We start from the raw sequence: 20,541 nt of genomic DNA on the forward strand, positions 1-20,541 counted from the left end.
TGGAGTGCCAGAGTTGAAGCTTAGCTAAAACTAGTATATTAGTGCACTTGTGCTTTCACCCAGCTATTGAGAAAATAGATGCTGGAGCACCGGAAACGGGACGCAGATCTACTGTGAGGAGCGCCAATGGCGCATGGGAGGAGAACGAAATGAAACTGCATTTGTTAGCAGCCTGCTTTTCAACAACGGTGCTCGCGCTGAGCTTCGGCTCGGCTCAGGCGCAGGATGCCAAGAGCAACGTCACTATTGTGCTCGCCGAAACCGTCGATGTCGTCGAACCCTGCATGGCAGCGCGCCAGGACGTCGGCCGGGTCATTTCTGAAAACGTCAACGAGATGCTGGTGGAATTCGACTACGTCAATGGCGGCCTCAAGCCCCGCCTGGCGACGGAATGGTCGAAGATCGACGATGACACCTGGGAGTTCAAGCTGCGCCCGAATGTCAAATGGCATGATGGCAAGCCGTTCACCGCCAAAGATGTCCAGTTTACCATCGAGCGCAACAAGAACAAGAAGCTCAGCTGTGAGACCGGCGGCAAATATTTCGGCGGCACCGAGTTCAGCTTCGAAACCCCGGATGCCAACACGATCCGGATTACGACAAAACCGGCGCAACCGATTCTTCCGCTTCTGATGACCGTGATGGCGGTGGAATCGGCCGAGACGACGCCAGCAGACGAATTCACCCGCAAGCCGATTGGTACCGGCCCCTATACGTTCGACAAATGGGAAATCGGCCAGTCGATCGTGCTGAAACGCAATCCGGAATATTGGGGGGAAAAGCCGCAGGTGGAACAGGCGACCTATCTGTTCCGCTCCGACAGCGCCGTTGCTGCCGCGATGGTCGATGCCGGCGAAGCCGATATCGTCCCGGCCGTCTCCGTGCAGGATGCCACCAACAAGGAAACCGATTTCGCCTATCCGAATTCGGAAACGACATCGCTGCGCATCGATACGCGCGCAGCACCCCTTAGCGACCGGCGTATCCGTGAAGCGATGAACCTCGCCATCGATCGTCAGGCGATGCTCGGAACGCTGTTCCCCGAACAGGCGAAGATCGCGACACAGCTCGTCGTGCCGACCACGATCGGCTACAATGCCGATATCCCCGCCTGGCCCTATGATCCCGAAAAAGCAAAGGAACTCGTCGCAGCGGCGAAAGCCGACGGCGTGCCGGTCGATCGCGAGATCCGCATCATCGGTCGCAATGGGCAATATCCCAATGCCACCGAAGCGATGGAAGCGATGATGGCGATGCTTCAGGAAGCCGGCTTGAACGTAAAGCTCGACATGTATGACGTTTCCGTGTGGAACGGCTACTTCGTTGCACCCTTCGTCGCCGACTCCGGTCCGACGCTGACCCAGTCGCAGCACGACAATGCGACCGGCGATCCCGTGTTCACCGCATTCGTGAAATACGCGACCGACGGCTCGCACTCCATGGTTCGCGATCCCGCCGTCGACGCGCTGATCGCCAAGGCGACATCTGCCACCGGCGACGAGCGCACAAAACTCTGGAAGGAGCTGTTCGCCAAGGTGAACACCGAAATCATCGCCGACATCCCGATGTTTCACATGGTCGGTTTCACCCGCGTCTCGCCGCGTCTCGACTTCAAGCCGACGATCGCGACGAATTCCGAACTGCAGCTGTCGCAGATCCGCTTCAAGTAAGCCGGTATGCCGCACTTAAGCACGGGCCGCCCGCAAATAGAGGCCCGTGCTTTCCATGACGTGAGGGAGGAATGCTCATGCCGCTGATTGACCGCATTGCCCTGACCCAATTCGCCGAGCAGATATTGACCCGCGCCGGCATGGAGCCCGACAAGGCCGAAACGACTGCCGCGGTGCTGGTGGAAGGCGACATGATCGGCCACGAAACCCATGGCGTCAGCCTTTTGAACTGGTATGTCGAGGCGTTGGAGGACGGTTCCCTGGCTAAGTCCGGCAGTTATGAGGTCGTCAATGACCGCGGCGCAGCCTTTGTTTGGGATGGCAAATCCCTGCCGGGCGCATGGCTGCTGACGAAGGCGATCGAGCAGGCCTGCGAACGGGTCGGCGATCATGGCGTCGTCACCGCCGCGATCCGCAACTGCCACCATACCTGCGCTCTTTCAGCCTTCATGCGGCACGTCACTGACCGCGGTCTGATCGTGCAGCTGTCGGTCTCGCATCCCGCGGCGAGCCGCGTTGCGCCCTATGGCGGCACGAAGCCGCTTCTGACACCCAACCCGATGGCGGCCGGCTTTCCGACGTCCAAGGATCCGATCCTGATCGACGTCTCTGCCTCGATCACCACCACGACCATGACGCAAAACCTGGCCAAGGCCGGCAAGAAATTTCCGGAGGCCTGGGCTTTCACCGCCTCAGGCGAGCCGACCGATGATCCGCGCGAGGTGACCGAACGGGGCGGGACCATGATGCCACTTGGCGGCCAGTTGAAGGGGCACAAGGGTTTTGGGCTCGGGCTGATCGTCGAATTGCTGGGGCAGGGGCTTTCCGGCAAGGGACGGGCGAACGCGCCTTCTGGCGTCTTCTCGCAAAGCGCCTTCGTCCAGATCATAGACCCCGCCTTTTTTGCCGGGCTGGATGCCTTTACGACGCAATCCGATTTTCTCGCCTCTGCATGCCGCAGCAATCCTCCGGCGCCCTGGAACAATGGTCCTGTCCGCATGCCGGGCGACAGCGCAGCGCAAAGGCGCCGCTCGGCGTTGGAAGAGGGCGTGCCGGTCGGCGATGCAGCTTGGCAGAAGCTTTGTAAACATGCCGAGATCCTGGGCCTGCCTATTCCCGACGTCGCCGCGTGAGGAAAACATCTCGGCTTCGAAACTCCTATCGGTCACCGCAATGGCCGGTGTCAGGTGCAATCAGATCGGCCAGACCAACAACAGGATCGGCACACTGACGACCACCACAATGAGCGAGAGCGGCAGACCCAGTCGGGCGTAGTCACCAAATCGATATCCGCCCGGTCCCATCACGAGCGTGTTGCACTGGTGTCCGATGGGCGTGAGGAAGTCGCAGCCGGCTCCAATCGCCACCGCCATCAGAAAAGCATCGGGTCTGAAGCCCAGCTTCTCGGCAAAGGTCGCAGCGATCGGCGCCATGACCAGAACCGTCGCTGCGTTGTTCAAAAACGGGGTTACGGCCATGGCCGCAACCAGGATGAGAGCCAAAGCCCCGAAGGGCGGGAGCATTTCGGCGGCTCGCGAGAGGAGGTCCGCGATGATGTCGGTGGTTCCTGTGGTCCTGAGCGAGTCGCTGATCGGAATGAGAGCGGCCAGCATGATCAGAATGGGCGCATCGAGATGCTGATAAACTTCCCGCAAGGGAATGGATCGGGTGACCACCATCATAAAAGCGGCCGCGAAAAACGCTGCTGCAACGGGGATCCCACCAAAGGCTGACGCCGCCATCGTTGCCACGAGGATAATGACGGGGACCAGGCCATTCCGGGCGCTGCCGAGTTTCAAATTTCGTTCGACGAGCGGCAGGCATCCCCATTCGCGCAAAAGATCCGGTAACTTCTGCAGATTGCCCTGCAAGACCAGGACGTCGCCGTTGCGGATCTTGATCTCCCCCAGACGCTCGGTGAAGCGTTTGTCGCGGCGGCTGACGGCAAGAAGGTTGAGGCCGGTGTTGTCGAAGAGTGAGATGTCTTTTGCGCTAACGCCGATCAATCGGGAATGTTCGCCGACAATGGCTTCAACGGAACCTATGTCGCGGCGTACCTCGGGCTCGTGCTTACGATCGGACAGTTGAAGCTTGGCTTCGCTGACGATCTTGTCGAGCGCGCTCTGCTCGCCCTCGATAATAAGAAGGTCGCCCTCCTTGAGGACGGTGTCGGGAAGTGGCGTGCGCTTTTGGCCGCCGCCTCCGATAATTGCGGTGACCATCGCATCGCCGCCAGCAGGCTTCTGCAGCCAACTGATCGACTGCCCGATCGCGCCGGACGGCGCAGCGACCTTGGCTTCGGTGGTATAGTTTTTGATCGCTACCGCCTCGTCCATCGACGTCTCTACACGCGATCTTTCAGGCAGCAGCCTGTAGAAGAGCGCCAGAAAAACAACGCCCGCGACTGCGAGCGCCAGACCGACGGGTGTATAATCGAACATCGTGAATGGCTGCCCGGTGATCTCTTCTCGCACCCTGGACACGATGATGTTCGGCGACGTGCCGATCTGCGTCATCAGCCCTCCAAGCAGGGAGGCGAAAGACATCGGCATCAAGAACATGGACGGTGATACGCTTGATTTTCGGGCCATTTGCACAGCCACCGGAATCATGATCGCCAGCGCACCGATGTTTTTGATAAAGGCCGACAGCGTTGCGACAATGGCGACCAAAATGATCAGCTGCATCCGCGGCCCGCGTCTTTCGGGAGAAAATCTGCGCAAGGCGACATCCATGATCCCCGATCTGGATATTGCCGCACTGACGATGAGCGCACTGCCCACGATGATAACAATGTCATCGGCAAAGCCGGAAAAGGCATTTTTGGTCGGGACGACCCCCACGGCGATGGCGGAGAGAAGTGCGGTTACGGCGACGATATCGTATCGATAACGACCCCATAGGAAGGCGCCCATCATCAGCGCAATGATAAGAAGAGATAGCCATTGATCCGCGCGCATGGTTGCATCCTGGTGGTAGCAACTAACGCTTGAAGCGAGATAACGATGCGAAAGAGCGAGAAATTTTTTCTCGTCGATCCGACGTTCCATCTGCTGACTTTTCCGGCGAGGTGAGACGATAAATGCGTGCCGATGCCGGCGCCGGCATCCAAGGTATCAGCGATGAGGCGAGGCCCGGCATAAGCGCGCTTTTCCCGATGATTGGCTGAACGAACGCCATGATGGAACTTCCAGCCGCCGGCCGGCATTTCGCTGTCGGGGTTGCTTTGGGGAACGACCATGGCCAGCGACAAACTATCGACTTATCGATCGAAGCGCGACTTTCAAAAAACGGCCGAGCCGAGCGGTGAAAAGCGCCTGGCGCGCAGCAACCGCCGTCGCTTCGTCATCCAGAAACATGATGCCACCCGGCTGCATTACGATCTGAGACTCGAGCTGGATGGCGTCTTCAAGTCCTGGGCTGTCACGAAAGGGCCGTCCCTCGATCCGCACGACAAGCGGCTGGCCGTCGAGGTGGAGGAGCACCCGCTGGACTATGGTGATTTCGAAGGCACCATTCCGAAAGGCCAGTATGGCGGCGGCACTGTCATGCTCTGGGATCGGGGCTATTGGGAACCTGAAGGGAAGAAGAGCCCGGAGCAGGCGCTGGCGAAAGGCGATTTCAAGTTTACGCTACAGGGCAAACGCCTGCACGGCAGCTTCGTGCTGGTGCGCATGCGCAATGATCGCAACGGCGGCAACCGGACAAATTGGCTGCTTATCAAACACCATGATGAGTTCTCCGTCGAAAACAATGGCGAAGCGATCCTCGAGGAGAACGACACCTCTGTCGCCTCCGGCCGAACCATGGAGATGATTGCCGCCGGCAAGGGACGAAAGCCCAGGCCTTTCATGGTCGAGGATGGCGACGTTCAGGCTGATGCCGTCTGGGACAGCAATCACGGACTGGCTGCCGAAGTGCGAAAAGAGGACGCCGGAGGCGGTCGGAAATCGAAACCGGCCACAAAGGTCGATCTGCCGGATTTCATTGCGCCGCAACTCTGCCAGACCCTGGAACGCCCTCCGGCCGGCACCGGCTGGATTCACGAGATCAAGTACGACGGTTACCGGATCCAGATGCGAGTGCTGGATGGTGAGGCGACGCTGAAGACCAGGAAAGGGCTCGACTGGACGGCAAAATATCCCGAGATCGCCGAGGCGGCATCGACACTGCCCGATGCGATCATCGACGGCGAGATCTGCGCCCTCGACGATCATGGCGCTCCGGATTTCGCGGCCCTGCAGGCAGCCCTTTCGGAAGGCAAGACCGGCGAGCTTGTCTATTTCGCCTTCGATCTTCTCTATGAGGGAGGCGAGGACGTGCGATCTCTGCCGCTCGTCGAGCGCAAGGCGCGGCTTCAAAGCCTTCTGTCCGACGCCGGCAGCGATCCGCGCATCCGTTTCGTCGAGCATTTCGACACCGGCGGTGATGCAGTTCTCCGGTCTGCCTGCAAGCTCTCACTGGAAGGCATCGTCTCGAAAGAAGCGGATGCACCCTATCAATCCGGCCGCACCGAAAGCTGGGCGAAGTCGAAATGCCGCTCCGGCCACGAGGTGGTGATCGGCGCCTATGCCAAGACCAACGGGAAATTCCGATCCCTGCTGGTCGGCGTCTATCACGGCGACCACTTCGTCTATGTCGGCCGCGTCGGCACGGGATATGGCGCGAAGAAAGTGGAAACGCTGCTGCCGAAGTTGAAAGCGCTCGAAACGGCGAAATCGCCGTTCACCGGCATCGGCGCGCCGAAGAAGGAGGCCGAGGTCACCTGGCTGAAGCCCGAGCTCGTGGCGGAAATCGAATTTGCAGGCTGGACCGCCGACGGCATTGTCCGGCAGGCGGCCTTCAAGGGACTGCGGGAAGACAAGCCGGCCAAAGAGGTCAAGGCCGAACGGCCGGCAAAGCCCGCACAAATTGACGTGCCGCAGCCGGCGGTGGAGGCGAAGGCCAGACCCGTCCGCCGAAAAAGCGCCAAGGCCGAGGTCATGGGGGTGCTGATCTCCAACCCGGACAAGCCGCTATGGCCGGATGCGAATGACGGCGGACCGGTCACCAAGGAAGAGCTGGCCCGCTACTACGAAGCCGTCGGTTCCTGGCTGATCGAGCACATCAAGGGACGCCCATGTTCGGTCATCCGCGCACCCGACGGGATCGGCGGTGAGCAGTTTTTCCAGCGCCATGCGATGCCCGGCACTTCGAAGCTTCTCGAACTGGTCAAGGTCTTCGGCGATAAAAAGCCCTATCTGCAAATCGACCGGGTCGAAGGCTTGGCCGCGGTCGCGCAAATCGGCGCGGTCGAGCTGCACCCCTGGAATTGCGAACCGCATCAGCCCGAGGTGCCCGGGCGCCTCGTCTTCGACCTTGATCCAGGTCCGGACGTGCCGTTCTCCGCGGTCGTTTCGGCAGCCCGCGAAATGCGCGACCGTCTCGACGCGCTGGGTCTGATCAGCTTTTGCAAGACGACTGGCGGCAAGGGTCTGCACGTTGTCACTCCGCTTGCGGTCAACAAGCGCAAGCCGCTTTCGTGGACCGAAGCGAAGGGATTTGCGCACGACGTCTGCCAGCAGATGGCGCGCGACAATCCCGATCTCTATCTGATCAAAATGACGAAGAGCCTGAGGAACGGCCGGATCTTCCTCGACTATCTGCGCAACGACCGGATGGCGACGGCGGTGGCGCCTTTGTCACCGCGCGCCCGGCCGGGCGCCACCGTCTCGATGCCACTGACCTGGACCCAGGTCAAGTCGGACCTGGACCCCAAGCGCTTCACCATCCGCACCGTTCCTGCTCTTCTGGCGAAATCGTCGGCCTGGGAAGACTATTGCGACGGCCAACGGCCACTGGAACAGGCGATCAAGCGCCTCGCCAAGGCGCGGGTCGCGGCTTGATTGAGGGGCTTACCGCGGACCGGGTTCGAGGTGATGGTTAGCGCGAACCGCAATTGCTTTGGGAGTTCGCGCCCGGCGATCCACCGTGGCGACAGCCGGGCCAGGCGTCGGATTAATGCCATGTGTTCAAGTTGGATTTGTTGCAGGCAACGACACTCGCCTGGCCACGATCGACAGTTTCCGTGGAGCAGTCCGAAAAGTCCATCGGTCGGAGGCTTTCGACGCTGATTGCTTTATCGCATCGTCGAGAGGTCAGTCGCCTATCGAGCCGCTGCCTCGTGGTACAGCTTCATCGCGTCTGACGCGATTCCGCCATGCGTACCCTCCCTAGAGCCTTTCCGGGTTAGATTGAAGCATTCTGCCGGAGCAGGTTTTCGTCAGGGCAAAGGCGATTGGCGAAGGGCATACCCCAAGGTACGTGCGAGCCGATCGCCTTTGTCCTGGCGGAAAGATGCCCGGCCCTTCGGGTTGGCTGAAACGGGCCGCCTGATCGACCGGCCGGCTTGGCCGTAGAGCTTGGCTACGACGCGCGCCGGCCGGTCGACCATCCGACTCCGTTTGAGCCAACAGAATGCTTCAATCTAACCCGGAAAGGCTCTAGGAAGCAGGTTTACCGCCAATCGAACCACGGTGTCAGCAGGCCCGTCTTGCGCCGATAGGCTTCATATTCGGATGCCAGCGGTGATAGGGAGAACTTCCTCTCCTCATTGCGGGCTGCAATCACGTAGACAACCGTAAAAAATAAGACCGGCAGGATCGACCATATCGACCAAGATGCCAGCGCCCACCCCGACCAGAAGAGCAGGTAGGACGTGTAAAAAGGGTGCCGCAGGTAGCGATAGGGACCGTCGGTGACAAGACTATCTGGATGATCGAGAGTGAACACGAAGCGCAACCTGGCCTGTCGCGAGGCCGACACCGCCCACCAGAACAAGCCCGCCGACCCGATTTCAAATCCCAGTCCTACTACCTGTCCCCATAGCATCTGGGTCCCGGACCAAACCAGGTACAGGAAAAACGCCGTCGTCGCGATGACGCCGATGGTGATCAGCTTTGCTCCGGCTTCCATCTTCGGTGAGTTGAAGTGGCCTCGCAACGACCACGCGTAGGACCCGACGATAGTCAGGCTGGTGATCGAAATAATGAAGTCCAGAAGAAATTGCATCTCGATACCCAGCTTGAAAGGTTGGTTACAATTGCTGCTGCGACAGACCTAACCCGTATAAAACGCCAAGGCAAATGATTGATGTATGATACGTAACCGCATCGAAACGTGTCGTGATTGCACGGCCTGGTTTAGATCTGGTTTACGATGATTATGCACCTGCCGTAGATATTTTTGTGCAAGATTTTGGCTGCGCTTTAGGGGTCGCAGCTTATGGACGTATTTCACTGTACAATCGACACCAGCCACGGCGCTGTGCGCATCAGTGACACTATCGATGGCGCTGCACCACTGCTTATGATACACGGTTCCGGCAGCTCACGGACGGTCTTTTCACGGCAACTACACAGCCATTTGTCCCGGAATTGGCGTCTGATTGCGCTCGATCTTCCGGGACACGGTGAATCGAGCGACGCTCGAGATCCACAGTCAACTTACACTGTCACCGGTCTTGCCGACTGCATAGGAGAGGTGGCAGCGCGCCTGGGGCTTCGTCGCTTTCCCGTGCTGGGATGGTCGCTTGGCGGTCACGTCGCGATTGAGATGGCGGGCAGCGGCAACGGCATTTCGGGCCTGATGTTGTGCGGCACGCCACCGGTCCCCAGCGGTCTCCTCGGAATGCTGCGGGGATTCCATCCATCATTTGATATTCTTCTGGCATCAAAAGAGAACTTTACATCGCGTGACGTGGAGCGGTTTCAGTCTCTTTGCTTTGGAGACACGAGCAACCCCTCCTTTCGCGATGCTATAGCGCGCGCAGACGGGAGACTAAGGAGCGTTTTTTCTCGCGCAATGTTGCGGGGGGAGGGGGTGGATCAGCGCCGCACCGTCGAACAGGCTGATATACCCATTGCTTTTGTGAATGGATTCCATGACCCCTTTGTCAAACTCAGCTATTTTTCGGGCCTGAACATCCAGTTGCTCTTCGAAGGCAAAGCGCATGTAATGGAAGGTGCTGGTCACGCGCCTTTCTGGGAAAAGCCGGAGAGCTTCAACTCGATGCTCGACCGGTTCCTGAACACAGTCGCCGCTCATGAAGCCAATATCGATCTGAAGAATCATCACTTTCTTTCGAACAGATCAGTGTTCTAAGAGCAATACGCGGAGCTGCGGTCTCCTGTGCTTACAGTTTCCGAAACATGTCGCGGGAAGATCGACGAGCGGCTCGAAAGACGACACAGGATCTTTCAGGGCAGGTAATCGGATCGGAATGCGAGGGATGTGGCTCGCCATTTGCCGCGGCCACGAGCTCGTACTGCAAACGACGTGGTTTCCATCGGTCGTAAAACAATATTTGACGTCTAAGTTCATTATGCGACGGTCATGGTCGGGCAACCGCCATTGCCTTTCCCGCAGACCGATCCCGCCCTATCATTCAGAGGCGCCTGCATGAAATCCAGGGAGATGGGAGAGCGATGCAGAATTGTTTAGGCCTGTTAGCGGCAGGAGTCTTTCTCCTCCAGCCATGCTCCTTCGCCAACGCACAGGCACCGAATGCCCTGGAGAGGGCCATCGGAGATGCGCAGCCATGCAGGTCGTTGAAGACCAAGGTATCGAGCTTCGGTATCAGTGTGGAGGTAGGCGTCGACAAGCTCGATTCGGTGAAGATCGAAAACCTGCAATTGTCGGTCAATGGCAACACCGCGGAGGCGAGCGCCCGCGGCACGCTTGCTTGCAAGACCTCGGACGAAGCGCTGGTACAAGGAGGGTTTTCAGCGACCGCTGAGGTTCGGCTGAAGGTCGACCTTACGACCTGCAAGATGACCGAGACCTCCATCGAGATCGTGAAGACCGGTGGCCGGTTCGGCGACATCGTCAAAGGACTTGAGACTGAAATCTCTGGCGCCCTCCGGCGAAGTCTGGAGAGGAACGTGGCCAAGCTTTGCGAGAAGTGATCAGCGGATCGACACCGTTAGACAGGAAGGGATCGAAGACTGCGTTGCAGAGGTGCCGCCGCCTCAGCGGAGCAACCCATCGCGACAGAACTCTTCCCAGCCGAGAGGTTTCGAACGTGACACATCGTCGGGGTCGGCATCAAGTTTCGAAGGGGTCTTGGCCTTGGTCTTCAACGAACGCGTCAACTTCGCTTTCAAGGCTGCCCGTCGTCGTTTCTCGGCCGTCGCTTCAGCATCCTCTTCGCGCCAGACTGTCACCATGTCTCGGTCGAGGATGTCCTCCACCACGCGCGGGTCGAATACGTGGAAGGTAATTTTCCTCGCCCGCCCACGCAGCTTCACCGTGCGGGTTCCTGCACTGGGCAAGCGCCCGTCGCTGAGCCAGCGATGTCTCTCGGTAGTAGAGATCGTCAGGATATCCTGGATTTCACGGGGGATCACAGGCAGGCTTTCGATGTCTTCGAGCGCGTTGGAAACGACTGACGAAGCAGCACGGAACGCACTCTTAGCCGTTTCAGCCATCGCCAGTGTCAGAGCACCCGCCTCGATTTCGAGCGACTTTCTCACCGCCAAAGGCAGACGTGCGCGAATCTCCAGCAGAATCCCCTTCGCGCGAACGGATGATCCGAGCGTGGCTGCGGTCGATAGGGGCCACTCCTTGATCAGCTCCGCATCGTCGGTGGTTTTGGGTTTTGCCATGTACGAGTAGATGGGCCTTCCGCTCTGCAGCGTCAACGACTACGCAGGACGGAAGGCATCATGTGATTACGCCCAGTCGCGGTACTCGGGCATCTGTTTGAACTCGTCCTTGGTCCAGCTCGTAACGGCATGAACGTCGCCGTCTTCATCGCGCATGAACTCAAGATCCGAGACCGGACTGCAACCAGGCTTCGCGCCGCAAGCCTCCGACGTCGATGACCGCGGAGCCGCCGGCGCCCGCGCCATGGATATGATCGACCTTGCCGACCTTGTGATCGTCGGCTCCATAGATGGCGGCACCTTCGAGGACGGCAGGCGTAAGTTCTGATGTCGTCAAGCGTACGTGGTTGGTGTGTTCCGTGATCGTTTCCTCTTTTGTGGAGGAGGGGTCCGTCCGTCCGGCGCTGTGATCAGCTGGTTTTCGCGGCGTGCTGATATTGCCATTCACAAAACTGCTCCAAATAACGGTTTGGTAAATCGCGTGCCATCATGCGTTGACAATCCTCTTTTGCTCAGGTCTACTGGTCCACTTACCGGACCAGTAGACCTGAGCGCGGGGAGGGGAAAAGCAATGGACGTTCGAGCGATGCTCGAAGACGAGGTTGCGGCGCTCGGTGGAGCGCCGAAGAAGTCGATGAAAGACTTCGTCGTCCAGAAGATTGCGACCTTCATTGCCACCGGCATTCTCAAGGTGGGCGATCCGCTGCCAAGCGAACGTGAACTCGCCTCCGCACTCTCGGTCAGCCGCGAGACCGTCCGTGGGGCGATCCTTATCCTTTCCACGCATGGGATTCTCTCGGTTGTGCAAGGAACGCGCACGGTGGTGGCATCAGAGGACGTCGGCGAATTGGCCGTTCAGGCTGCGCGGTATCGCGACATCGCGGCCTACAGTCTCGACAATGTTCATGAGGCTCGGCTTCTTATCGAAGCACAGGTCGTCAGGGCTGCCGCGCTCAAGATGGAACCTTCAACTTTTGATTATCTCCGCAAGTCGATCGCAGCGCAGGAGGCCGCCTGTGACGATCCTGTTCGTTTTTTGATATGTGACCGGGAATTTCACACCGTTATCTATCGTTCCGGCGGCAACGCGGTGCTGGCTGATATGGCCGCCGACCTCTATTCCTATCTTCTCAGCCACCGAAGGCGCGTCGTATCGCAGCCCGGGAGTATCGCAACGAGCGTCGCCGACCACCGGATGATCCTCGCCGGTTTGGAGACGCGGGATCCGGACGCCGCATGCGCGGCCTTCGCGATACACGAAACCCGCATTTATACGACCACCAAACTGCTCTTCTCGTAGTTCGCAGGGAGGCGAAACACGATGCATATTCTCATTATCGGGGCGGGAGGAATGATCGGCGGGAAGCTCGCCGCCACACTGGGGCGCAGCGGTTCCCTCGGCGATCATGCAATCACGCGCATGACGCTCGCGGATGTCGCGGCTCCGCTAGTGCCGGCCGGCGCCTCCGTGCCGGTCGAAGCACTGGCTGCCGATATTTCCGAAAGCGCCGCAGCGGAAGCCCTGGCGGCTCGCCGGGCCGACGTTATCTTCCATCTCGCCGCGATCGTTTCCGGCGAAGCCGAGCGCAATTTCGAACTCGGCTACCGGGTCAATCTCGACGGCACGCGATCGCTGTTGGAAGCGATCCGCCGGGAAGGAAGCCGCCAGGCCTATGTTCCCCGCTTCGTATTCTCCTCATCGATCGCGGTCTATGGCTCGCCGTTTCCCGATCCCATTCCCGACGATTACGTGCTGGCGCCTCTGACCAGCTACGGAGTCCAGAAGGCGATATCCGAGCTTCTACTTGCCGACTATTCGCGGCGCGGCTTTATCGACGGCGTCGGAATTCGGTTGCCGACCATCGTGATCCGGCCGGGTGCGCCGAACGCCGCCGCATCGGGCTTCTTTTCCGGAATCCTGCGTGAACCGCTCGCAGGCCAGCGGGCTGTTCTTCCGGTCGAAGAAACGGTCAAGCACTGGCTGGCAAGCCCGCGATCCGCCATCAACTTCCTGATCCATGCTGCGACGCTCGACACGGCGGCGCTGGGTGTTCGGCGCACGCTCACCATGCCAGGCGTCGCCGCCACCGTTGCCGACCAGATTGCCGCCTTGCGCCGTGCTGCCGGTCCCGAGGCGGCGGACTTGATCGATCATCGCCGCGACGAGGTCATTGAAGGGATCGTCGCCGGATGGCCGAAGTCCTTTACGCCCGAACGCGCGACGCAACTGGGTTTTTCCGCCGAAACCACGGTGGACGAGCTGATCGAGGTCTATCTCGCCGAAGACGCTCCGGGTGCGTCCGGATGAGATTGGGCTGGGCTAAAACCGCGCCATAGGAGGAGAGTACCGCCAGGGCACACCCGCATATGCGGGATTGCAACGGCAGAAGGACTTGAGAAGATAAGGCCGCCGGCAAGATATACGAAAATACGAAGACATAGCATGTAGCGCTCGATTTCTGGGAGGAGTGGGTATGGCAGGCGTTCAATTCGCGGATGTGCGGAAATCATTCGGGTCGTTTCCGGTGATCAAAGGCGTGGATATCGACATTGCCGACGGGGAGTTCGTGATCCTGGTCGGCCCGTCGGGTTGTGGAAAGTCCACTCTTCTGCGGATGCTGGCGGGACTTGAGAATATTTCCGGCGGTGAGATCAAGATCGGCGGGCGCGTGGTCAACACGCTGCCGCCCAAGGACCGCGACATCGCCATGGTGTTCCAGAACTATGCGCTCTATCCGCATATGACGGTACAGGAGAACATGGGTTTCTCGCTGATGCTGAACAAGGCGCCGAAGGCGGAAGCCGAGAAGCGGGTGAAATATGCCGCCGGCATCCTCGGTCTCGACAAATTGCTCGACCGTTATCCGCGCCAGCTTTCCGGCGGCCAGCGCCAGCGTGTCGCCATGGGGCGGGCGATCGTCCGCGATCCGGAAGTCTTCCTGTTCGACGAACCGCTCTCCAACCTCGATGCGAAGCTGCGCGTCGCCATGCGCGCCGAAATCAAGGAACTGCACCAGCGGCTGAAAACGACGACGGTCTACGTCACCCACGACCAGATCGAGGCCATGACCATGGCCGACAAGATCGTCGTCATGCATGACGGCGTCGTCGAGCAGATCGGCACGCCGCTCGAGCTTTACGACAAGCCGGCCAATCTCTTCGTTGGCGGGTTCATCGGCTCGCCGGCGATGAACATGATCAAGGGCAGGCTCGACCCCGAGAACCCGACAAGTTTCAAGGCGCCTGATGGCACGGCGCTCCCGGTTTCCAACCCGCCTGCCGACGCCCTGGGCCGCGACCTCGTCTACGGGCTTCGCCCGGAATACATCCTGCTCGATGCCAATGGCCTGCCCGGTGAAATCGTGGTGATCGAGCCGACCGGCTACGAGACGCATCTTATCCTCAGGCTCGGCGGCAGCGACCTCAGCTGCGTCTTCCGCGAACGCGTCAGCGCGCGGCCGGGCGAGACCCTGCGCGTTGCGATCGACGCCGCGCATGTTCATCTCTTCGATGCCGAGAGCGGCTGGAGATTGACCGACTGACGCCGTCCGGCGGCTGCGCGGGGCGGAGGAGCCCCCGTCGCCCGCAGGCCGGCAGCACCCCGCTTCAGGGATGCAAGGACCGTCGTTCACAATGCGGGAGGTGAACGTCGGGGAGTTCGCACCCGCTTTTTTGAAGAGGAGGAATATCATGAGTTTTAAGAGACGTGACTTTCTTGCCGCCTCGGCTGCCGTTGCCGGCGCCGCCGGCCTCGGCATCCGGCCGACCTTCGCGCAGGCCGAACCGACCTATACACCGGAAAGCGGCGCCAGCCTGCGGCTGTTGCGCTGGACACCCTTCGTCAAGGGCGACGAGGAGGCCTGGATTGCAAACACCAAGAAATTCACAGACGCGACCGGCGTAGAGGTGCGCATCGACAAGGAAAGCTGGGAAGATATCCGCCCAAAGGCTGCCGTCGCGGCCAATGTCGGTTCCGGCCCGGACCTCATCATGTGCTGGTTCGACGACGCGCACCAGTATCCTGACAAGTTGGTCGACCTGACCGAGCTCGCTAACTATCTCGGCAACAAATATGGCGGCTGGTATGACGGTGTGAAGGGCTATGCGGCGCGCGGCGACACATTCATCGCCATGCCGCTGGCCGCAATCGGCAATGCGGTGGTCTATCGCGACACTCACGTGAAGGCGGCCGGCTTCAGCGAATTCCCGAAAGACACGGCAGGCTTGCTTGAGCTTTGCAAGGCGATGAAAGCCAAGGGCACGCCGGCAGGCTTCCCGCACGGCAAGGCCGTTGGCGACGGCAACAACTACGCCCATTGGCTGCTTTGGAGCCACGGCGGCAAGATGGTCGACGAAGGCGGCAAGGTGACGATCAACAGCCCGGAAACGCTGGCGTCGATCAACTATGCCAAGGAGCTCTATGCGACCTTCATTCCAGGCACGGAAAGCTGGCAGGACGTCAACAACAACCGGGCCTTCCTCGCCGGCCAGGTTTCGCTGATCGCCAACGGCGTCTCGGTCTATTACACGGCCAAGAACGACCCGAAGCTCGCCGAGATCGCCAAGGACATCCGCACGACGAATTTCCCGGTCGGCCCAGTTGGCCAGAGCGTCGAGCTTTTCCAGACGAGCTCACTGCTTCTCTTCAAGCACACCAAATATCCGGAAGCGGCGAAGGCCTACATCAAGTTCATGATGGAAGCCGACCAGATGAATGCCTGGATCCAGGGCTCCAGCGCCTATTGCTGCCAGCCGCTCAAGGCTTTCGCCCAGAACCCGATCTGGACCTCCGACCCGATCCACGCGCCTTATGCGCGCGCCTCGGAAAAATTGCGCCCGAACGGCTATGGCGGCCCACTCGGTTATGCCTCGGCAGCGACCATGGCCGACTACGTTCTGGTCGACATGTATGCGGCCGCCGTCACCGGCCAGATGTCGCCCGAAGATGCGATGAAGGAAGCTGAACGGCGGGCAAACCGCTACTATCGCGTCTGAGCCGCGCTTCAAAACAAGCGGCATGCCGGCTTCGGCATGCCGCAAAATCCTCTGGGAGTTCAAGTGCAATCTGGGAGATAGCAATGTCGATGGTGAATTCGGAGGATAGACGCGGGCCGATCTCTTCGCTCCTGCAGAACAACAATGTGCTCGGCTTCCTGTTCATGTTGCCGGCGGCGGTGTTCCTCGTCTGCTTTCTCACCTATCCGCTGGGGCTCGGCGTCTGGCTCGGTTTCACCGATACGAGGATCGGCCGCGACGGCATCTTCATCGGGCTGGAGAACTACCAGTTCCTGATGGACGACAGCGTCTTCTGGCTGTCGGTCTTCAACACCATTCTCTATACCTCCGTTGCCTCGGTGCTAAAATTCGCGCTCGGCCTCTGGCTGGCGATGCTGCTCAACCAGCACCTGCCGTTCAAATCCTTCTTCCGGGCCATCGTGCTGCTTCCCTGGGTCGTGCCGACGGTGCTTTCGGCGCTGGCCTTCTGGTGGATCTACGATTCCCAATTTTCGATCATCTCCTGGTCGCTGATGCAGCTGGGGCTGATCAGCGGACCGATCAACTTCCTCGGCGACCCGATCAATGCGCGCATATCCGTCATCATCGCCAATGTCTGGCGCGGCATTCCCTTCGTGGCGATCTCGCTGCTTGCGGGGCTGCAGACCATTCCGGCATCGCTGCAGGAGGCCGCCTCGCTCGACGGCGCCACGAGCTGGCAGCGTTTCCGCTATGTGACACTGCCGATGCTGACGCCGATCATCGCCGTGGTGATGACGTTTTCGGTGCTCTTCACCTTCACCGATTTCCAGCTCATCTACGTGCTGACCAAGGGGGGACCTGTCAACGCGACGCATCTGATGGCGACGCTATCGTTCCAGCGCGGCATTCCAGGCGGTCAGCTCGGCGAGGGTGCGGCAATCGCGGTCGCCATGGTGCCCTTCCTGCTCGGCGCCATCATGTTCAGCTTCTTCGGCCTGCAACGGCGCAAATGGCAACAGGGCGGCCAGGATTAAGGCCAGGGTTAGAGCCAAATTGGGGTTAGGGAGAGTGATGATGTCGATAAATTCAAACGCCGCCGATCAGGTCGTGACCGACAATGCCGAAGGCATGAGCTATCTGAACCGTCTGCCGCGGCGGATCGTGATGCTCTACCTGCCGATGGCCGTCTTCGTCGTCGTGCTGCTCTTCCCGTTCTACTGGATGGCAATCACCGCGGTGAAGCCGAACGAGCAGCTGACCGACTACAGCAATTACAGCCCCTTCTGGGTGGTGGGACCGACGCTCGCGCACATCAAATATCTGTTCCTTGAGACATCCTACCCGGGCTGGCTGTGGAACACGATGCTGGTGGCGGTTTGCTCCACCTTTCTCTCGCTGGTAGCCTCGGTCTTCGGCGCCTATGCGATCGAGCGCGTCCGCTTCACAGGCTCCCGTTCGGTCGGCCTCGTCATCTTCCTCGCCTATCTCGTGCCGCCGTCGATCCTCTTCATTCCGCTTGCCTTCATCGTCTTCAAGCTCGGGATCTATGACTCGCGGCTGGCACTGATCTTCACCTATCCGACCTTCCTCATTCCCTTCTGCACCTGGCTGCTGATGGGCTATTTCCGCTCGATCCCATTCGAGCTGGAAGAAAGCGCACTGGTGGACGGCGCCAATAGATGGCAGATTCTCACCAAGATCATTCTGCCGCTCGCCGTGCCGGGGCTGATTTCAGCTGGCATTTTCGCCTTCACGCTGTCCTGGAACGAATTCATCTATGCGCTGACTTTCATCCAGTCCTCGGAAAACAAAACCATCCCGGTCGGCGTGCTGACCGAACTGGTGCGCGGCGACGTCTTCGAATGGGGGGCACTGATGGCGGGCGCGCTGTTCGGCTCGCTCCCGGTGGTCATCCTCTACTCGTTCTTCGTCGACTACTACGTCTCATCGATGACCGGCGCGGTAAAGGAGTGACAGCCTTCCGCGGACACGCCCCTGCTTCCTGCAGCAGTTGCGACTGCTTGTTATCGTGTGCAGGAGGAGTGTCCGCAAAATGAGATCGGGTGCCTTCCCATCATGTATCGAAACCTCGTCTTGCCGAGATCGAATAATTGTAAATTGCCGCGTAGCCCGTCGATACGAGCAGCGGAAATGCGATGGTCTTGAGTATTTCCGGTGTGCCGGTCGCCGCATGGATTGCCACGAGAATGCTGGCTGAGCCGAGACAAGCAATGAAAGGCGGCGCCCAAAATCGCGCAGATCCGACGAAACGCTTGGAAAGCCAGTCGATCACAGATTTCAGGAAAAGCGTCAGGCAGGCGGATATCGTACCCTGCACAAGCCCGGCATAGAGCGGCAATGGCATGGCGTGCGCGCGATTGGCGAAGACCGCCCAGCTGCCCATTGCCAAAGTGGCGAAGAGAACATGGACAACGCCGCTGCGGAGAAGCCGGTGCAGTGCATTCGGCATCACAACGACCACCCGTGGCGGACAAGACGGTGCAACAGGGTCAGAGCCTGTTCTTCATCGCGGCGCGCAATATATCGTTGATCCGATCCTGCCAGCCAGGGCCATCTTCCTGGAAATAGGCAAGCACATCACTGTCGATCTTGAGCGAAACGAGCTCCTTTGTATTCGGCAGCGCCGGCCGCTCAACAGCTTGCTCCGGCTTCTTCTTCGCGGGTTTGAACAATGCTTCGGCAGCATCCATTGGATTGACAGGTCTGCGGGGCGAGCTTGCCATCGTTATGACTTTCTATTGCCTGTCGGATCGACATATGAGCGGCATACGGGATCTCGGCTGCTTCGTCGACTATTTAGCTCGTTTCATCAGGGCAATCTAGCCGACCTGCTCGACCGCCGGCGTGCGGGAGCCATTGCCGGCAGGTTCTGGATGTCAGCCCTGCCGGCAATCTGGTCGTCAATCAGCCTTTTTGCGATACAGCAACGTCATGAGCGCGAGGACGCATCCCAAGACTCCGACGGATGCAAAGATGTAGAAGTTCCACTGCGGAGCCAGGCCTGCACCCAGAACCGCACCGCCGATCGCCGGTCCTATCATGCCTCCGATACGGCCGATGCCGAGCGAGAAGCCAAGGCCAGTTCCACGGATCTCGACCGGATAGAGGTTTCCAACGAGAATGTTGGCGAGGATCTGCGTACCGATCGTTCCCGTACCGGCAAGTGCGACGAGACCATAAACCTGGAGGCCTTGATCCACCTGCGTCAGCAACCAGATCGAGCAGGCACCGAGAAGAAACATTCCTGCCACGACTATTTTGACATTTCCGCGGTCGGCAATCCTTGCGCCGATCAGGAGGCCGACGGCCGCTCCGAGATTGAGCGTTACGGAGAAGAGGAGGGCAGAACCGAGGTCATAGCCCATCTTGTTCATGATGGTCGGAAGCCAGTTGACCATGCCGAATGTGAGCAGAAGCGAACAGAAGTGAATGCCCCATGCGTTCAATGTCGGCAGCAGGCGACCTTCGGAAAACAGCGACCGGATGCCCACCTGGCGTGACGCAACGGGCCTGGCTACGGGATTGGGCAGCCCGTACTGGTTTGCGATTTGGTTGGCTTCGGTCTGGCGGTTCTTCGTTGCCAGCCATTCGGGGGACTCGGGGATGAGGCGGATGAAGAAAGGCAGAAGCAGGATCGGTGCACCGCCGATGATCATCAGTGGACGCCATCCGTATTTCTGTATCAGCAGCATTCCGAGGATACCCGAGATGATGCCGCCGGCCAGATAACCGAGAAGAGCAATCGAATAGGCCATTGCCTTCCGTTTCGGCGGAGAAAACTCGATGATTAGAGCGGTTACCGTCGGAAAAAGAGCGCCAAGGCCGAGGCCCGCGAGAAAGCGTGTTCCCTCGAAAGCGAGAAAGTTCGGCGCAAGACCGCTGCCGATCATCATCACGGAAAAGCTCAGCAGACTGCCGATGATGACCTTGCGACGACCTATCCTGTCAGCAAGTGTTCCGGCAATGAGCGCGCCCAGCAGCATACCGAACAGGGTGATGGAGGCAGCGCGCCCGACCATGCCCGGCGTCAGGCCCCAGCTGGCTTCACCGAGCAACGCCGGCGCGACTGCGCCGTAAACGATCAGGTCATAGCCGTCGAACAGGATCAGCAGACCGCAAAGGGCGATGATGATATTCGGGCTGCGAACACGTTCGTTGATAATAGCGAGATCTTGTATGGCCAATGTTCCCTCCCCATACATTTGCGTACAGGAAGTACGCTCCTGCCA

Annotated in this window: 17 protein-coding genes and 1 pseudogene; 11 read left to right on the forward strand and 7 right to left on the reverse strand. The window is 59.6% G+C overall.

All coding sequences use genetic code 11. From position 1 onward, the window contains the following. The first annotated feature begins 149 nt into the window (after nucleotides 1-149). Both GFM02_RS02950 and GFM02_RS02955 read left to right on the forward strand, forming a co-directional pair. Nucleotides 150-1,670: an ABC transporter substrate-binding protein gene (locus GFM02_RS02950; protein ID WP_168320735.1), complete on the forward strand. Its 1,521-nt coding sequence runs from the start codon at nucleotides 150-152 to the stop codon at nucleotides 1,668-1,670. A 71-nt stretch (nucleotides 1,671-1,741) separates the two neighbouring features. After that, nucleotides 1,742-2,803, forward strand: coding sequence for an Ldh family oxidoreductase (locus GFM02_RS02955; RefSeq protein ID WP_205930133.1), 1,062 nt, complete (start codon nucleotides 1,742-1,744; stop codon nucleotides 2,801-2,803). 60 nt (nucleotides 2,804-2,863) lie between these two features. On the opposite strand, the gene GFM02_RS02960 is transcribed toward GFM02_RS02955, so the two are convergent. After that, entirely contained in the window at nucleotides 2,864-4,630 is a 1,767-nt protein-coding gene (locus tag GFM02_RS02960; RefSeq protein ID WP_168320797.1) for an SLC13 family permease, read from the reverse strand. A 279-nt stretch (nucleotides 4,631-4,909) separates the two neighbouring features. Here GFM02_RS02960 and ligD point away from each other — a divergent pair, with 279 nt between their 5' ends. Further along, complete coding sequence (ligD, locus tag GFM02_RS02965) at nucleotides 4,910-7,555, forward strand: DNA ligase D (protein ID WP_168320737.1); 2,646 nt, start codon at nucleotides 4,910-4,912, stop codon at nucleotides 7,553-7,555. Between the two features lie 610 nt (nucleotides 7,556-8,165). On the opposite strand, the gene GFM02_RS02980 is transcribed toward ligD, so the two are convergent. Beyond that, entirely contained in the window at nucleotides 8,166-8,720 is a 555-nt protein-coding gene (locus GFM02_RS02980) for a methyltransferase family protein (RefSeq protein ID WP_168320738.1), read from the reverse strand. A gap of 213 nt (nucleotides 8,721-8,933) precedes the next feature. Between GFM02_RS02980 and GFM02_RS02985 the strand changes: the two genes are divergently transcribed. Both GFM02_RS02985 and GFM02_RS02990 read left to right on the forward strand, forming a co-directional pair. After that, the gene (locus GFM02_RS02985) at nucleotides 8,934-9,812 is read left to right on the forward strand and encodes an alpha/beta fold hydrolase (protein ID WP_168320739.1); all 879 of its coding nucleotides are present in this window, start codon (nucleotides 8,934-8,936) and stop codon (nucleotides 9,810-9,812) included. Nucleotides 9,813-10,135: 323 nt separating this feature from the next. Further along, complete coding sequence (locus tag GFM02_RS02990) at nucleotides 10,136-10,615, forward strand: hypothetical protein (RefSeq protein WP_168320740.1); 480 nt, start codon at nucleotides 10,136-10,138, stop codon at nucleotides 10,613-10,615. 63 nt (nucleotides 10,616-10,678) lie between these two features. On the opposite strand, the gene GFM02_RS02995 is transcribed toward GFM02_RS02990, so the two are convergent. After that, nucleotides 10,679-11,314: a hypothetical protein gene (locus tag GFM02_RS02995; RefSeq protein ID WP_168320741.1), complete on the reverse strand. Its 636-nt coding sequence runs from the start codon at nucleotides 11,312-11,314 to the stop codon at nucleotides 10,679-10,681. A gap of 66 nt (nucleotides 11,315-11,380) precedes the next feature. Then, nucleotides 11,381-11,678, reverse strand: a pseudogene (locus GFM02_RS03000) (PRC-barrel domain containing protein). A gap of 207 nt (nucleotides 11,679-11,885) precedes the next feature. Here GFM02_RS03000 and GFM02_RS03005 point away from each other — a divergent pair. From GFM02_RS03005 to GFM02_RS03030, 6 genes are all read left to right on the forward strand, one after another. Next, nucleotides 11,886-12,614, forward strand: coding sequence for a FadR/GntR family transcriptional regulator (locus tag GFM02_RS03005; protein ID WP_025397382.1), 729 nt, complete (start codon nucleotides 11,886-11,888; stop codon nucleotides 12,612-12,614). Nucleotides 12,615-12,635: 21 nt separating this feature from the next. Continuing rightward, nucleotides 12,636-13,622: a D-erythronate dehydrogenase gene (denD, locus tag GFM02_RS03010; protein WP_168302523.1), complete on the forward strand. Its 987-nt coding sequence runs from the start codon at nucleotides 12,636-12,638 to the stop codon at nucleotides 13,620-13,622. A gap of 166 nt (nucleotides 13,623-13,788) precedes the next feature. Continuing rightward, complete coding sequence (locus GFM02_RS03015; protein ID WP_168320742.1) at nucleotides 13,789-14,856, forward strand: ABC transporter ATP-binding protein; 1,068 nt, start codon at nucleotides 13,789-13,791, stop codon at nucleotides 14,854-14,856. Nucleotides 14,857-15,004: 148 nt separating this feature from the next. Next, nucleotides 15,005-16,309: an ABC transporter substrate-binding protein gene (locus GFM02_RS03020; RefSeq protein WP_168320743.1), complete on the forward strand. Its 1,305-nt coding sequence runs from the start codon at nucleotides 15,005-15,007 to the stop codon at nucleotides 16,307-16,309. 83 nt (nucleotides 16,310-16,392) lie between these two features. Further along, entirely contained in the window at nucleotides 16,393-17,325 is a 933-nt protein-coding gene (locus tag GFM02_RS03025) for a carbohydrate ABC transporter permease (RefSeq protein WP_130746611.1), read from the forward strand. A gap of 40 nt (nucleotides 17,326-17,365) precedes the next feature. Next, nucleotides 17,366-18,265 carry a carbohydrate ABC transporter permease gene (locus tag GFM02_RS03030; RefSeq protein ID WP_027664323.1) on the forward strand — a complete coding sequence of 300 codons (900 nt, stop codon included), beginning with the start codon at nucleotides 17,366-17,368 and terminating at the stop codon, nucleotides 18,263-18,265. A gap of 100 nt (nucleotides 18,266-18,365) precedes the next feature. On the opposite strand, the gene GFM02_RS03035 is transcribed toward GFM02_RS03030, so the two are convergent. From GFM02_RS03035 to GFM02_RS03045, 3 genes are all read right to left on the reverse strand, one after another. After that, a complete protein-coding gene (locus GFM02_RS03035; RefSeq protein ID WP_168320744.1) occupies nucleotides 18,366-18,761 on the reverse strand; it encodes a hypothetical protein in 396 nt (131 codons plus the stop codon). A 40-nt stretch (nucleotides 18,762-18,801) separates the two neighbouring features. Beyond that, nucleotides 18,802-19,035 carry a BrnA antitoxin family protein gene (locus GFM02_RS03040; RefSeq protein WP_168320745.1) on the reverse strand — a complete coding sequence of 78 codons (234 nt, stop codon included), beginning with the start codon at nucleotides 19,033-19,035 and terminating at the stop codon, nucleotides 18,802-18,804. Between the two features lie 177 nt (nucleotides 19,036-19,212). Further along, nucleotides 19,213-20,514, reverse strand: coding sequence for an MFS transporter (locus GFM02_RS03045; protein ID WP_205930134.1), 1,302 nt, complete (start codon nucleotides 20,512-20,514; stop codon nucleotides 19,213-19,215). Nucleotides 20,515-20,541: the final 27 nt, after the last annotated feature.

It is taken from the genome of Rhizobium leguminosarum bv. viciae (assembly GCF_012276115.1).
In the GTDB taxonomy this organism is placed as follows: Bacteria; Pseudomonadota; Alphaproteobacteria; order Rhizobiales; family Rhizobiaceae; genus Rhizobium; species Rhizobium leguminosarum_T.

What these genes read in the sequence shown, in the direction of transcription:
- GFM02_RS02950 (WP_168320735.1), top strand. Translation starts at nt 150, where the DNA reads ATGAAACTGCATTTGTTAGCAGCCTGCTTTTCAACAACGGTGCTCGCG.
- GFM02_RS02955 (WP_205930133.1), top strand. Translation starts at nt 1,742, where the DNA reads ATGCTCATGCCGCTGATTGACCGCATTGCCCTGACCCAATTCGCCGAG.
- GFM02_RS02960 (WP_168320797.1), bottom strand. Translation starts at nt 4,630, where the DNA reads ATGCGCGCGGATCAATGGCTATCTCTTCTTATCATTGCGCTGATGATG.
- ligD (WP_168320737.1), top strand. Translation starts at nt 4,910, where the DNA reads ATGGCCAGCGACAAACTATCGACTTATCGATCGAAGCGCGACTTTCAA.
- GFM02_RS02980 (WP_168320738.1), bottom strand. Translation starts at nt 8,720, where the DNA reads ATGCAATTTCTTCTGGACTTCATTATTTCGATCACCAGCCTGACTATC.
- GFM02_RS02985 (WP_168320739.1), top strand. Translation starts at nt 8,934, where the DNA reads ATGGACGTATTTCACTGTACAATCGACACCAGCCACGGCGCTGTGCGC.
- GFM02_RS02990 (WP_168320740.1), top strand. Translation starts at nt 10,136, where the DNA reads ATGCAGAATTGTTTAGGCCTGTTAGCGGCAGGAGTCTTTCTCCTCCAG.
- GFM02_RS02995 (WP_168320741.1), bottom strand. Translation starts at nt 11,314, where the DNA reads ATGGCAAAACCCAAAACCACCGACGATGCGGAGCTGATCAAGGAGTGG.
- GFM02_RS03005 (WP_025397382.1), top strand. Translation starts at nt 11,886, where the DNA reads ATGGACGTTCGAGCGATGCTCGAAGACGAGGTTGCGGCGCTCGGTGGA.
- denD (WP_168302523.1), top strand. Translation starts at nt 12,636, where the DNA reads ATGCATATTCTCATTATCGGGGCGGGAGGAATGATCGGCGGGAAGCTC.
- GFM02_RS03015 (WP_168320742.1), top strand. Translation starts at nt 13,789, where the DNA reads ATGGCAGGCGTTCAATTCGCGGATGTGCGGAAATCATTCGGGTCGTTT.
- GFM02_RS03020 (WP_168320743.1), top strand. Translation starts at nt 15,005, where the DNA reads ATGAGTTTTAAGAGACGTGACTTTCTTGCCGCCTCGGCTGCCGTTGCC.
- GFM02_RS03025 (WP_130746611.1), top strand. Translation starts at nt 16,393, where the DNA reads ATGTCGATGGTGAATTCGGAGGATAGACGCGGGCCGATCTCTTCGCTC.
- GFM02_RS03030 (WP_027664323.1), top strand. Translation starts at nt 17,366, where the DNA reads ATGTCGATAAATTCAAACGCCGCCGATCAGGTCGTGACCGACAATGCC.
- GFM02_RS03035 (WP_168320744.1), bottom strand. Translation starts at nt 18,761, where the DNA reads ATGCCGAATGCACTGCACCGGCTTCTCCGCAGCGGCGTTGTCCATGTT.
- GFM02_RS03040 (WP_168320745.1), bottom strand. Translation starts at nt 19,035, where the DNA reads ATGGCAAGCTCGCCCCGCAGACCTGTCAATCCAATGGATGCTGCCGAA.
- GFM02_RS03045 (WP_205930134.1), bottom strand. Translation starts at nt 20,514, where the DNA reads ATGTATGGGGAGGGAACATTGGCCATACAAGATCTCGCTATTATCAAC.